We start from the raw sequence: 13,236 nt of genomic DNA, 5'->3' as shown, positions 1-13,236 counted from the left end.
TCATGACACAAAGTCTAAAATATCGCCTTAAATTTTACTTCAACTTCGTTCAAATCTTTTGTGAGCTTTTTCGCCAAGTTCTCTATGATTGGGGACGTTTTAGAAAGTTCTCTTCCTACGCAATCTCGATCTTCTATTTACAATCAAACGGAAGAGTGCAAACGAGTTATCAACTACTTGCATTGATTCAGGCAGATGCGCATAAAATTGAGAAAGCTCTAGCTATTACGAATCCACGCCCAGGATTTGGTGTGGCAGTTGTCAAGCGATTGATTGCAAATGTGTTAGAGTATTATCAACGTTTTGCTTTTAACTCAAGGTTGGAAATCGCCTATGCAGTTCTACAAAAATATGAAGAATTTAATTCACTTCACAATAGCTTGGACCAAGAATTAGAGGATTCTATAAATAACTTGGAGAAAGAGATTATTGAATTAAAGAATTTAAAAACTCAAGCTGCTGGAATTATTGAATTCACTAAGCAAGAATACTTAGATAAAACAAAGATAGATTTAGAAGAATTCTTCATGAATCGTTACTCAATGCGTCAATTTTCGGATCAAAAAGTAGATTTAAAAGATTTACAAAAAGCTATTTATTTGGCATCTAAAACACCAAGTGTATGTAATCGTCAATGTTACCACGCTTTTGTGGCGAATGGGAAAGAAAAAGCAAGTAGCGTTTTAACTTATCAATTAGGTAACAGAGGCTTTGGAGATCAAGTCGACTCCGTCATTACGGTGACGGCAGATCTATCATGTTTTTTCTCATCATCAGAAAGAAATCAGGCCTGGATTGATGGCGGACTCTATGCCATGAGTCTGATTTATGCCCTTCATTCCTTAGGGATCGCATCTTGTCCCTTGAACTGGAGTGTAAACCCAAAACGAGATCTAGCACTTAAAGATGCTAGTGGCATTCCACATTCTCATTCAATCATCATGATGATCGCTTGCGGTCATATAAAAGATGAATTTACAGTGGCAAAGTCTAAGAGAAAGCCTATGGAAGAATTGTGCACTATCATGGATAAACCTCTTCCAAAATGTAGCCTGTGAGGCAAGTACTCCTCCTCTAGATAGACATGCTAGAATTTACTGAGAGATTGTTAATAAGTCTGTTTTTTGAAAGTCTTTTTTTCGTAAGCTTCCCAGGAATGCTTAGCTCTTTCTTTCCCGACATATTCGTATTCATCAAAAACATCTGGATTTGATCCCATTCGTGGGTCATTGGTGGCTTTGAGCTTGTCACTGAGTTGTTTCCAGAGTTTTTCTTTTATAGCGGAATATTCAGGGTTATTAGCGAGGTTATGGACACAGTCGGAATCTTGATCAACTCTAAATAGTTCTTCTTTAGGTCGTTTAGCCATGGTGTAATTAAAGTATTTGCTATTGCCTTTTTCATGAAGTTCTAAAATGAGGTTTTTAGTTGGCGAACTATCGATATTGGTAAAGCCTGTTTCTGGGTTTCCCGAGGGCCAGCTATCTTCGGCAAAATTTCTGATATAGAGAAATTTTTCGGTACGAATGGCACGAACTGGGTAGCCCTTGTCGCCTTCACGACCTAAATCATGATTTTCGCGGCCTACGCAAACAAAGTTGCGCGCTGGATTTATATAACCACTCTTGTTGGCATGGAAGATATCTAGAAAACTCTTGCCACTCATTTCTGCGGGGATCGCAATTCCGGCAGCCTCGAGAAAAGTAGGGCCTAGATCAATGTTGCTGACAAAGTCTTTTACCACATCACCACCTTTGTGAACTTTACCCCAGCGTGCAATCATGGGGAGATGAATATCATCGTCATAAATTTGGCCTTTGATGCGCGGGAAAGGCGCTCCATTGTCTGAAAAGGCGATAATGATGGTGTTATCCAATTCACCTATTTCCTCAAGGTGCTTGACTATCAGGCCGAGGTGATGATCAAACCAGTTGATTTCTAGGGCATAGTCGAGTAAATCACTGCGGACTTCGGGGTGATCAGGGTAATAAGCAGGCACTTTGACTGAAGCAGGGTTCAATCCGGATTTTACGCCAGAACCCTTAGTGTAGGCCCGATGGGGTTCTTTGGCTCCATACCAAAAGCAAAAGGGTTGATCGGCTTTTTTTTCATTAAGGAACTCTTTAAAGTTGGCTGCATAATCTGTGGTGCTAATTAGTTTTGTAGGAGCTTCATTTTTTATTTTATTCCAAGCTTTACCTGCGGGATTATGTTCGCGAACATTATTATAACGGCCGGGCCCCCAGCCCTTGCCAGTGTAGCCCACATGATAGCCATTTTCTGCTAGGATATCAGTATAAATTTTTATTTTTGATGGCCATTGACTCCAGTGAATAGCAGCTTCCTGCATTTGCCAAAAATGGCGACCACCCAGCGTTGAGGCACGAGAGGGACCGCATTTTGGATTGCTCACAAAAGCGTGCTCAAAGAGAATGCCTTCTTTTGCAAGGCGGTCGAGGTTGGGGGTATTGACCCAAGCGTCGCCAAAGCAGGCGGCATGGGACATATCATCGGCAATAGCAAAAAGAATGTTGGGGCGTTCCTCGGCATTTATTGAGAGTATCAATAAGCTCATAATTAAAATATATTTACACATGACACGAACCTTTAGTTTGATTATTGATGTTTTGTACGTCACTAAACGTTAGTTATTACTCAGGTCTTTACACTTTCACAAAAATATTAGTAGGATTAATTTCTTCCTTGCGGACTATTTAAGAATTATTCTAATATTTTTCTTTTCAGCTTTTATATAAAAGTCCGGGTACTGAGCTATTTGACTCTCATTTAGAATGACAGTTTTTGGTGGGTAAGCGACCGTAAATATTGAAATGGGATCAAGAGAATAGCAGTTACTAAGATCAACTGTATCGACTTCTCTTTGCTTTCCCTTATAATTTGTCAACAGAGTAGAAGAAAGGTTTAAATAATCCATTTTTATATGTGAATTATGAACCAGTAAGGAGCGAATGGGAGTTCCGGAAATATCGAGATGTTTAAGGTTTTTCATGCTGTAAACAGGATGAATATTAATGAGACCGGTTCTTGATAAGTTAAGATATTCTAGATTCATCACAGAATTTAAAAAATAGCTTTCACTAAATGAAGTGCCTTGCAGGTCAAGGCCTTTGAACATTAAGCCAGATACTGGGGTGTAAGTTAAGATTGGAGTTCCGCTAATTTTAACTCTATCTTTTTCTGGATCATAAGTTAGTGAAGCATTGGGGTTTAGAAGAGAGAATAATTCTTCTATGTAAGACGCGCGTTTATTGAAGAGTTGCCCTTGGTGCTGATATAAAAAAACATTTTGCATGAAATTGGTGAATACGATAAAACCTTCTTCTTTTAGAGTTGTGATGAACTGTTTAAAAGTTTCATCATTGAGTTTAATTTTGTCATTTACTTTTTTTACTGATTTTGTCTGCACCTTGTAAGCTCCATGTAGCTATATGCTTTTGTACAGTGTCCTGAGAACTTTTAGGTAACAATTTTTTCAGTTCATTTTTTTTGTTTTCGTATTCAGGATTCTGGGCAAGATTGTGCCATTCATGGGCGTCTGTTTTGTGAAAGTAGAGTTCTTCAGTTTCATCATGGTAACGTGTGTAGCGCCAATGATCGGAGCGTATGCTGTAGTTGCCTTTCCCCCACGAAGTGATAGCAGGGTAATTGATTTTCTTAGATAAATCCTGTAATAGAGGGCTTAAGCTTACGCCATCAACATAGTTAGGAACTTTTATATCTGCGAAGTCCGCAATCGTTTTGTAGATATTGATAAGCGACACAGCTTGATGACAATTACCCTTTTGAGAGTTTGATTCGGGACGGAGGTCCTTGATGATAAAAGGAACTCGAGTCGACTCCTCCCAAAGCGTAAATTTGCGGAAGGTATTTTTTTCTCCCATGTGGTAGCCATGGTCTGACCACAGCACAATGATGGTATTATCGGCATATTCACTTTCTTCAAGAGCTTTAACTAGACGACCCACATTATAATCTGCCCAGGAAATGCAGGCTAAATAGGCGCGGCGGACATCTTCCCAAGCCTTATCTTTTTTGAACTGTTTATCATCTCTAGTTTTTAAGAAGCTTTTGGCTTCTTTGGGAATGTCCTTAAGGTCGTCATTAGGGATTTCTGGAGGTGAGATCACAGCTGGAAGCGCATCAAAAAATGCCTTTGGGGAGTTAAAAGGGAGGTGAGGTTTAACGATACCCACGGCTAAGAAAAAAGGCTTGTCGTGTTTTTGGGACAAAATATCTATGCCATAATCGACGAACTGATGATCAAGGTGTTCTTCATAAGGTGATATGGTGGGGCGGAAGGATGATTTATGGGATTTTCCGACCTGATAACCTTCACCCTGCGCATAAGACATTTTGAAGTTTTTTGGCTCATAATAACCCGTCCATTCCCTGGAATCTCCCTTGGGGCCGTGATGAATTTTTCCAGAGCCATAGGTATTATAGGAGTTTTCTTTAAGCAAGCGCGGGAGACTGGTGTATTTCTGATGTAAATCTTGGTGTATTTCGTGCTCGTAAAATGGATATAAGCCCGAGTTAAAGGGTTCGATCCCGTACAAGAGTGCATTTCTACTTGGGGAACAACCAGGAGCTGAACAATGGGCATTGGTAAAGTTGACGCCTGCTTTAGCCAAGGTATCCATATTAGGTGTTTGTGCCTGAGGGTGGCCGCCTAAAAAACCAGTCCAATCATTCATGTCGTCTATGGCAATAAAAAGTATGTTAGGTGCTGTTTCTGCACTAAGCGAACTAATAAATAAAGTACTTAAAAAAATGAGTTTTCTAAATTTCATGAATCGACCTTGGGTTTATTTATCTTGACTGAGTAATGAATTTTCAGCACTACGCAATGAATACATTTTTGCAGCAATTTCGCGAGCGGCGGTAACCATTGATGGGTAGGGGGTATCCGTTATACTCAAAAAGCCAATGCGGTAATTTTCTCCATCTTTGCGACCAGTAAGTGCCTGATCGTAGAGTTGGAAATAGTGAGCGCCCACAAAACGCGGATCAGCTATTGCATGTTCCAGGTATAGCTGCAATTGTTCAGCAGCTTGGGTCATATCAGGAGAAGTGCATAAGCCACCGCCCCATACACCTCTTTCATTGAGTGTTCCAAAGTGAAATTCGCCGATAATCACAGGCGTGTCTATATCTTTTGGGAGTTTGATAATAAGAGGTGAAAAGTCGTAGCAGTTGATACTGGTGACATCACAGTACTTGGCTGAAAATTTCAATGCAAGAGAATTTTCTTTACGGTGAATTCGGCTTCCTAGGTAAAGTTTATTTGGAGCATATTCTTTCATGAATTGAGCGCAAGTCGAGAAGTATTTATCTAAATAACGGCTGCCGAGGTACAGTAAATCACTTTTATACTTCTGAGTTGTTTTTTGCTTTTTCCAGGTCACTTGGTTCCAATTGGGGAATGTAGTTCCCCATGATTGATTTAAATGGTCAATAGTTGGGTACTTGTTTTTTAGCTGATTAATGGCATCTAGGTATGTACTGGAAGTTTTTCTGGCCGCTAAGATTTTAATTCCAGATTGCAGTGCCTTGGTACCGAAATCCAATTCATTATCAATGAAGAATCCGATACACCATGGATCATTAGCTTCCTCACTGAATTGCATTAATCTGTCTCGGAGACCATCCTTGAAACTATGATGAAAAATATCTGGAAGGGCTTTTTTATCATCAGATAGTTTTTTACTTTTATAATGTACAGCCAAAGTGTAGGGTGTTTTTTTAAGACTGTAATACTCTTTTGTTGACCAATTCCCTAGTGTGTTTATACCCCAAGATTTAAGTCTTTGGTGCAGAATAGGTGGGTAATCAGCTGACCAATTGGAACCGTACTTTTTTTCAATATTGAGTAATCTCGGATTCCAAAGGTTCTTTTTTAAACCTTGTTTTTTGTTGAGTTCTATAACATTTGGAAAGAGTTTATGGAGCTGAGGTTCCTGAGTGATTGATGCGTTGTTCACAGAGGTAATCCCAAAAGACCAAAAGAGTTTTCCTTGTGGGTCGATAAACCACCACTTTGAATTGATCTTTTTCACATAAAAATGACCGGTGGCCTCAAAACTTGGACCATTTAATAAACCACCATATTTCGTAAGGTTTTGTGCTCCTGGGTTTTTTATAAGATCATCAAACTCGACTCTTTTTTGCTCTTGAAAGTCTTGGTCATTTTTGATTTTTCCCAGCCATTGAGTAAGAGTACTTTGGCCATAAATATCTGAGTAAGGTCTATTTAAATTTGCAAAGTTTGAGTGATTAAGAGCAGTATAATTCGCAGCGCTTCTAAAATTGCTAAATTCTAGGTTGTGCACCCCAGAATTGGAATAAGAAAAGAGTTGCAGCTTAGTTATTTTCGATGAATCAATTTCACGCCACGGAACACTGACACTGCCATTAGGCAGAGATTTTACCTGGCCATATAAATCTTGGTACTTCTCTAAACTTGGATCTGCCTTTGGTAAAAATATAGCGAGAGTTTTTGTTTGATTACCTTCAACAACGACGCCACCTAAGACCTTTTTTTTACCTGAGTTTAATTCCGCACGGATAAAAGATTTTTCAAAATTATTGTTTTTTACATCGACACAAAACCAAAGCTTATTGCCAAGGTCCCAAAAAGTGTTTTTCGGTGGATGGAGGCTTACTGGCACTAGTTTTTTTTCACTCTGCTTCAGTGACCATTTGGGGACCTCGCTTATTTTAGTGATTTTTGCGTCGGAGTGAATCTGAGATGGGTCTAGCAAATTTGGATTTGCATCTGAAAATGGGCTCAAGGGATTATTAGCCCAAAGTTGAGGTATCAGAATGAGTGATAGTAAAATTAAATTCTTCATTTGGGATTATTTTTCAGCTGTTTTTGCATTTTGTTTGGACTTTTTAGCCTGTCGACTTTCAAGTTGCATGAGGCCCAAAAAGACTGGATCCATTAATTCGCTTTCCCAGGCTTTTCTAAGTTTATCTAATTCTTTTACTCGTTCAGGATGCTGAGCAGCAATATTATTATTTTCGCCTATGTCAGTGGCTAAATTGTAGAGATGTGGTTTCGCACCTTTGAATGGTATAATGAGTTTGTAATCACCCTGACGAACAACGTATCGCGATTGATCAAACTTTCTGATAAATATTTCTGAGTGCGGAGCTTGTTTATTGTCTCCAGTTACATAGGGGATTAAGTTTACACCATCGAGTTTTTTACCCGGATTAATAGGAGAATTAGCCAAGGCAGAAATTGTCGCAAAAATATCTAAAGAAGTGACGGGGTGTTCAAAGTCTTGATTACCTTTAACTGCGCCAGTGTATTGCATGGCAAATGGGACTCGAAAGCCACCTTCCCAGACATCAGACTTTTTCCCTTTTAGAGGAAAATTATCCGCTTTGTTTTTATGCGATGCTCCTCCGTTATCCGACAGGAAAAATACAATAGTATTATCCTCAATACCAAAATCCTTTAGGCTTTGTATTACTTGCATAACGCCATCGTCCACGGCACTAACCATTGCGGCATAAGTCTTGCGTTTCTGGTCTTTTATGTTGGGGAATCTATCAAGGTATTTCTGGCTGGCTTGTAGTGGGAGGTGAGGGGCATTGTATGAGAGGAAAAGAAAAAATGGTTTGCTGTGATTTCTTTTAATAAAGCTCACCGCTTCGTCACTAAATTCATCAGTCAAATACTTGGTTGTTTTTACAGGTGTATCGTTACGTGTGATCCAGCTTATGTAGGAGTCGGTTTCGCCTTTAACATCTTCAGTATTTTTGATGATAAGATCTTCAGGAAAGTAACGATGACCTCCTCCTAGATGGCCAAAAAATTCATCAAACCCCCGTTCGTTTGGACGTAGACTGGGTTCTGCACCCAAGTGCCATTTGCCTATGATTCCGCAGTGATATCCTACTTGTTTAAGGGATTCAGCAATAGTCATTTCCGATTTAGGTAGAGCTGAATTGGGATCAGTTATATTCCACTGGGGGTTTCTTTCAAAGCCAAAGCGCTGCTGATATCGTCCGGTCATAAAGCCAGCACGACTGGGGCCGCAAACAGAATAGGATGTGTAGCCATTGGTGAACTTAACGCCATTTTTAGCGATGGAATCAATGCCTGGAGTAGGGATCTCTTTACAACCGTTAAAACCTACGTCGTTGTAACCCATGTCATCGGTCATGATAACAATTAGATTAGGGCGTTCTCTGGCGATCATAGATAATGGTAATAGAAATAGAAAGAATGTTATACAGATAGATTTCATTGGGACTCCAAGTTTATTTTAAGCAAATAAGTCATTGGTAAGTCATTAGTGACAAGAATTGATAAAATTATTTTTACAGCTTTCAATTATTGACATTAGGTTGTTTTGTAGGCTATAATTTTTTATAGAAATCATCAATTATGGATAAGCTTTGGAATCGTCATATGAAAAATAATGAAACTTTGCCCGAAGCGTGTTTTGATTCAAGTGACCGGATATTAGCACTTTTGGATATGGAAGAAAGTGACGAAGCCATGAGTGACGAGTCATTTGATCAAGCCTACATAATTAAAGAAAAAATCGCTTGTGGTGGGCTCAAAAGTATCTACCGAGCCTTTAATCAGCAGAGTGCTCGTGACGTGGCGTACGCGGTTTTACTTGAGGATAAAGAATCGACAGAGAACTTTAGGCGATTTAAGCGCGAAGCCAAAATGAGTGCCTTATTGGAGCACGCAAATATCATACCTGTTTATGATGTGCATGTAGGTGACAAGCCTTATTTTACCATGAAATTGGTTTTAGGGAAAAACTTAAGTGAATTGATTTTTACGGATCAGGTAGAACTCAGCTTAAATGAATCACTGCGGATTTTTATCAAAATATGTGATGCGATTTCCTATGCGCATTCTCGGGGCATCATTCATTTGGATTTAAAACCCGATAATATAAAGATCGATGCCCATAAAGAAGTTCTACTCCATGATTGGGGCTTAGCAAAACGCGTATTTATTCCAGAGGGCGACCACAATGATTTGGCCATAGATGAAGTGGATTCAACAGATCAAATTTTGGGTACGCCATCGTACATGGCGCCGGAACAATTTCGTCCTCATGATAAGCTCACTGACGAAAGAACAGATATTTATTCGCTAGGTGGTATCCTCTATAGTTTATTAAGTCATAAAACGCCCTTTCCACGCAATGACATCAATTTTGAGCGCAGAGCTTCGGCACCCTCAGAAGTCAGTTCGACAAATGCCATTCCTGTTAGTCTAGATGCCGTATGTTTGAAAGCGATGGAACACGACCCAGAAAAGCGTTATCAATCAGCTGCTGAGCTGGCAGATGAAGTTCAACGTTACCTAGATGGTTTTGCGACTAACGCAGAGAATGCAGGATTGGGAACCTTAATTAAACTCATTTTTAGACGTCATAAAAAAGCCTGTGTGGCGATTTCTTCCACAGTCACTGTGCTAGTCCTCATAGTTGCGGGCTTTATCAATAAATTACAAGAATCAAAAGCGGCGACTTTGGTGGCTTTTCAAGAGGCACAAAGGTCTCAAAAAGAAGCTATTGATGCACTCATTCAAGCAGAGCAAAATTTCAAACTATATGAGATAGAAAGAGAAGAGCGACTAACAATTTCAGAATTGGCATCGAAGAATATTATTAACACACCCTTTAGTTTTGATAAATGGCAATCTAAGCGCTACAAGGAGAAATTAGATTTTGCCTTAAAAGCCACTCCAATGAATCTCGATGTGCATAAAAAACTCCTAGTCCTTCATATTTATAACGAAGAATTACTCAAGGCAATTGAGATCTATGACAAGCATATTTCGAATACCAACTTCATAAAAACTGCGGCGCCAGTTTTTAAAAAATATGCGAAGCTGAAGGCTCCCAAATCAGCGTTGCCCATTGCGGACTTTACGAGTATGCTTCAAGAATTAAATAAAGTAGGTCATAGGTGGTTGGCGAACGGCATGATGAGAACGAGAATGAGCTATTCCAAATTATCGGAAGACCGAATTCACTTAATTAATCAAGTTTTGAAGTCTTGTAACCCATTGCAGAAAAATTGGAAACTTCAGTTTATGAGTAATGATGGGCAAGTTTTTACTTCAATAGATTTAAGTGATCATCATAAAGTAGGGGCATTAACAGCTTTTTCGGGCTCATTCATCGGAGAATTAAATCTGAGTGGCACAGGTACTTTTCATTCTGGAACACTAGGTTCGACTTATGTTAAAAAACTTATTCTTACGGGGAAGAAAATCCAAAGCCCTACAGAACTTCAAAAAGTTCCAGGCCTTGAAATTGTGATCTTAAGGCAAGGGCAAATACAACCTACGGTGATAGAGAAGATGCCGAAGATTCAATTCATCTTTGTCGATTAGGACTCTAACTAAATTTCTTTTCCAGGCGTTTGATTTCTTTTTTTAAGCTATTTAAAACTCGTCTTTTGTAGACGGAAATGGTATTCTCTGGTAAATCTAAAGCTTCGGCAATTTGCGTACGAGTTAGGCCCTCTACTGACATGTTGAAGATTGCTTGTAGATTATTATTTAAATCGTCTTTTATATTGTGCCATGCGGTGTTGGAAAGGTAGAGTTCCCATTCTTTATCGGCTAAAGCTTCTATTTCTGGCTGAGTATAAGCCTCTAGATCAACTTCTTGTTTTTCTATGTTAAAAAGGTTCTGTTTTGTTGATTCTCTTTTTTGTTTTTGTAGATAGCGCAAGGCGGTATTTCTAGCAATAGTAGCGAGCCACCTTCTAAATTGGCCATTGTATCCACCATGCTCAAAGCGTTCAACATTTTTCCAGACTTTTAGAAATGTCGTTTGCATAATATCGTGACAATCTTCTTCACTAAAGTTCATTCGCTTAATAATGACGAATACGTAACCACGATATAAATTTATGAACTCATCCCATGAATCTTCATTATAATCTGTCTGTAATTTTTGTATGAGGGTAATTCTCGTTAGATCTTCTTTCATACTTACCTTACTAAATGTTTTTTATTTATTACTCTACCTCAAATTTCTTATTTTCCATGATTTAATCTTGTCTGATTAGCAGTTTTCATTAGAATTTATGTTTAAGCTGAGTGCCATAGTTCCGGAGCTTTTAATTCTAGATGATGTACAATAAATCGTTAAATTTGTCACTAATTAATTAGTTCTGGATTTCTTGTGTATGATCAGGAAATTAGTGATTAAGGACAAGCTTTGATCAAATTTATAATGCTAATAAAATAAAGAAATTATTAACAAAATCAATCAAGAATTATGACCAGGAGAATTCAGTGAAAATTCCAATATTACTATTAATTGTGTTTACTTCAAACTTAATCAATGCTGAAGAAACTTGGCGTTTTCTACTTCTTGCAGATTGGCATAACGCAGAAAAATATACCCAATCAACTAACAATCCCTCTTGGTTGAAGCAAGCAATAGAAGAGGATGTGGCCGATATAAAAATGTTGAAAGATAATTATGGTGGTGAATTAATTCTTATGCCCGGAGATAGCAATGGTGGTCATTGGGATACGCCTAAATTCATCAGATCATTTAACCCACAACTCTCGCCTAAAGAAGCGATTCTAGCAGCAGGTAAATTATGTTATGATGGCATGATAAGCTCATTTGAAAAAGGTGGATATTCTAAGTTAATTATGGCAGTTGGCGATCATGAAATGGGAGATAACCCATGGCCGGAAAATTCAGTGCTTGCACATTGTCAGCCGCAGTTTAGGGAAGCTTTTGCAAAATCATTTAATTATAAAGCTAATGGTGGTAGTTTTCTATATGATAAGTCTATAGGCGAAGTGCCTTCTCAGCCTTTAGGGACGCCTTTCGAGGACACTGCATACGCATACCAGCATAAAAATGTGCTGTTTATAACACTTGATGCCTTTTACCAAGAAAGCCCCGATAAGCGTATATCAGATGAAGGCAGCGTAACAAGAACCATCACAGGTGAACAGTTGGAATGGTTAGAAAAAGTATTAATTGCGGCGCGCAATGATTCATCAGTCAGGCATATTTTTGTACAATCTCATCTTCCGGTAATTTATCCTGTTCGCAAAGTAAATAGCAGTGGGATGATGATGGTTGGAGGAATAGAAAGCTTATTTTGGGAAGTGCTTCGTAAGTATGAAGTAGATATATATTTTGCGGGGGAAGTTCATGCCAACACAGTAAGTAAAGATCCTCATTCAAATGTGATCCAAGTAGTAAGTCGAGGGAACTTTTTTAATAATTTTCAGACTATAGACATAAGTGATGATCAAATTAAAATCATTTGCTATAAGCAAAATGGCCCATCAGTTTCAGATAATAATTTTGAACAATCAGGTGTATTGATTATCGATAAAACATCTAAAAAGCCTCAATTTACTCATTCAGGAGTACTAGCTTTTTTAGAACTCGATAAGCCCGTCTTTAACTTTTCTTTTGAGAAGGAATTTCTCTGCTCAGAGCGGCCTATTACGGGATTAGAATTCAAGAAAAATCAGAAGCAATCACAGCAGGTGCGTGGGGTGTATTGTGATCGTGTAATCCCAAATAATGGATCATTTGCCAATAGCTATGATGCACTACATCACAAAGTTGAATTAGTACCTGGTAAACATGGGAAAGCGGGAAGATTTGGTAAGAATGCGATCATGACTAGCTATGGGATGGGACCACTTGATAATGGTAAGCCCATATCATATTCTGTTTGGATAAAGACTAGTTCTAAAGAAAATCAGCTCATTATAAATACTGGATCAATTTGGTCTAAGGCGGTTAAAGGTTTCATGAACCTACATATAAATAATGGACTTCCAGAAGTCGTGATTTCCGAAGATCATAATTTATTGGCTCTTACTGAAAAAATAAACGATGGGAACTGGCATCATTTAGCAGTAACTATGCCCAAAGAATCGTGTAGGCTATCAGAAGTATTGATCTATGTTAATGGGAAAAAAGCTGTCACAAGAATCAAGAAAGGCAGTGATATTACTTTGAATTTTACTAAGTCAATGCGTCTTTCAATTGGTGGCCTTGGCTATACCAACAAGGCATTCAATAAATTAAATGTCAAAGCATTCAAAGGCTTAATTGACGAGGTGTGTATTTGGACTCGCTCTATTAGCGCCGAAGAAATTTCTCAATTAGCTAAATAAAAAAATCATAAATCTTGTCACTAAGTGATTTAGCTTGAATTCTTTGCTAACAAACA

9 protein-coding genes are annotated in these 13,236 nt (G+C 38.5%); 3 read left to right on the top strand and 6 right to left on the bottom strand.

Annotated features, from left to right (window positions below; all coding sequences use genetic code 11):
* Positions 1-2 precede the first annotated feature (2 nt).
* Positions 3-1,058, top strand: coding sequence for a nitroreductase family protein (locus tag PQO01_RS19855; protein WP_274315971.1), 1,056 nt, complete (start codon positions 3-5; stop codon positions 1,056-1,058).
* 50 nt (positions 1,059-1,108) lie between these two features.
* On the opposite strand, the gene PQO01_RS19850 is transcribed toward PQO01_RS19855, so the two are convergent.
* The 5 genes from PQO01_RS19850 to PQO01_RS19830 form a co-directional block, all read right to left on the bottom strand.
* Entirely contained in the window at positions 1,109-2,596 is a 1,488-nt protein-coding gene (locus PQO01_RS19850) for a sulfatase family protein (protein ID WP_274315970.1), read from the bottom strand.
* Positions 2,597-2,710: 114 nt separating this feature from the next.
* Positions 2,711-3,427: a leucine-rich repeat domain-containing protein gene (locus PQO01_RS19845; RefSeq protein WP_274315969.1), complete on the bottom strand. Its 717-nt coding sequence runs from the start codon at positions 3,425-3,427 to the stop codon at positions 2,711-2,713.
* On the bottom strand, positions 3,396-4,811 hold the full coding sequence (locus PQO01_RS19840) for a sulfatase (protein ID WP_274315968.1): 1,416 nt from the start codon (positions 4,809-4,811) through the stop codon (positions 3,396-3,398). Before PQO01_RS19840 ends, PQO01_RS19845 begins: the two co-directional genes overlap by 32 nt.
* 15 nt (positions 4,812-4,826) lie before the next feature.
* Positions 4,827-6,872 carry a hypothetical protein gene (locus tag PQO01_RS19835; RefSeq protein WP_274315967.1) on the bottom strand — a complete coding sequence of 682 codons (2,046 nt, stop codon included), beginning with the start codon at positions 6,870-6,872 and terminating at the stop codon, positions 4,827-4,829.
* Between the two features lie 6 nt (positions 6,873-6,878).
* A complete protein-coding gene (locus tag PQO01_RS19830) occupies positions 6,879-8,282 on the bottom strand; it encodes a sulfatase-like hydrolase/transferase (RefSeq protein WP_274315966.1) in 1,404 nt (467 codons plus the stop codon).
* A 164-nt stretch (positions 8,283-8,446) separates the two neighbouring features.
* Here PQO01_RS19830 and PQO01_RS19825 point away from each other — a divergent pair, with 164 nt between their 5' ends.
* Positions 8,447-10,402 (top strand): serine/threonine-protein kinase, encoded by a 1,956-nt coding sequence (locus tag PQO01_RS19825; RefSeq protein ID WP_274315965.1) that lies wholly within the window; start codon positions 8,447-8,449, stop codon positions 10,400-10,402.
* 4 nt (positions 10,403-10,406) lie between these two features.
* On the opposite strand, the gene PQO01_RS19820 is transcribed toward PQO01_RS19825, so the two are convergent.
* Positions 10,407-11,006 carry an RNA polymerase sigma factor gene (locus PQO01_RS19820; protein WP_274315964.1) on the bottom strand — a complete coding sequence of 200 codons (600 nt, stop codon included), beginning with the start codon at positions 11,004-11,006 and terminating at the stop codon, positions 10,407-10,409.
* 308 nt (positions 11,007-11,314) lie between these two features.
* Between PQO01_RS19820 and PQO01_RS19815 the strand changes: the two genes are divergently transcribed.
* Complete coding sequence (locus PQO01_RS19815) at positions 11,315-13,180, top strand: LamG-like jellyroll fold domain-containing protein (RefSeq protein ID WP_274315963.1); 1,866 nt, start codon at positions 11,315-11,317, stop codon at positions 13,178-13,180.
* Positions 13,181-13,236 lie beyond the last annotated feature (56 nt).

Source organism: Lentisphaera marina (assembly GCF_028745505.1).
In the GTDB taxonomy this organism is placed as follows: Bacteria; Verrucomicrobiota; Lentisphaeria; order Lentisphaerales; family Lentisphaeraceae; genus Lentisphaera; species Lentisphaera marina.
This window is presented reverse-complemented; position numbering and strand designations above follow the sequence as displayed.

What these genes read in the sequence shown, in the direction of transcription:
- PQO01_RS19855 (WP_274315971.1), top strand. Translation starts at nt 3, where the DNA reads ATGACACAAAGTCTAAAATATCGCCTTAAATTTTACTTCAACTTCGTT.
- PQO01_RS19850 (WP_274315970.1), bottom strand. Translation starts at nt 2,596, where the DNA reads ATGTGTAAATATATTTTAATTATGAGCTTATTGATACTCTCAATAAAT.
- PQO01_RS19840 (WP_274315968.1), bottom strand. Translation starts at nt 4,811, where the DNA reads ATGAAATTTAGAAAACTCATTTTTTTAAGTACTTTATTTATTAGTTCG.
- PQO01_RS19835 (WP_274315967.1), bottom strand. Translation starts at nt 6,872, where the DNA reads ATGAAGAATTTAATTTTACTATCACTCATTCTGATACCTCAACTTTGG.
- PQO01_RS19830 (WP_274315966.1), bottom strand. Translation starts at nt 8,282, where the DNA reads ATGAAATCTATCTGTATAACATTCTTTCTATTTCTATTACCATTATCT.
- PQO01_RS19825 (WP_274315965.1), top strand. Translation starts at nt 8,447, where the DNA reads ATGAAAAATAATGAAACTTTGCCCGAAGCGTGTTTTGATTCAAGTGAC.
- PQO01_RS19820 (WP_274315964.1), bottom strand. Translation starts at nt 11,006, where the DNA reads ATGAAAGAAGATCTAACGAGAATTACCCTCATACAAAAATTACAGACA.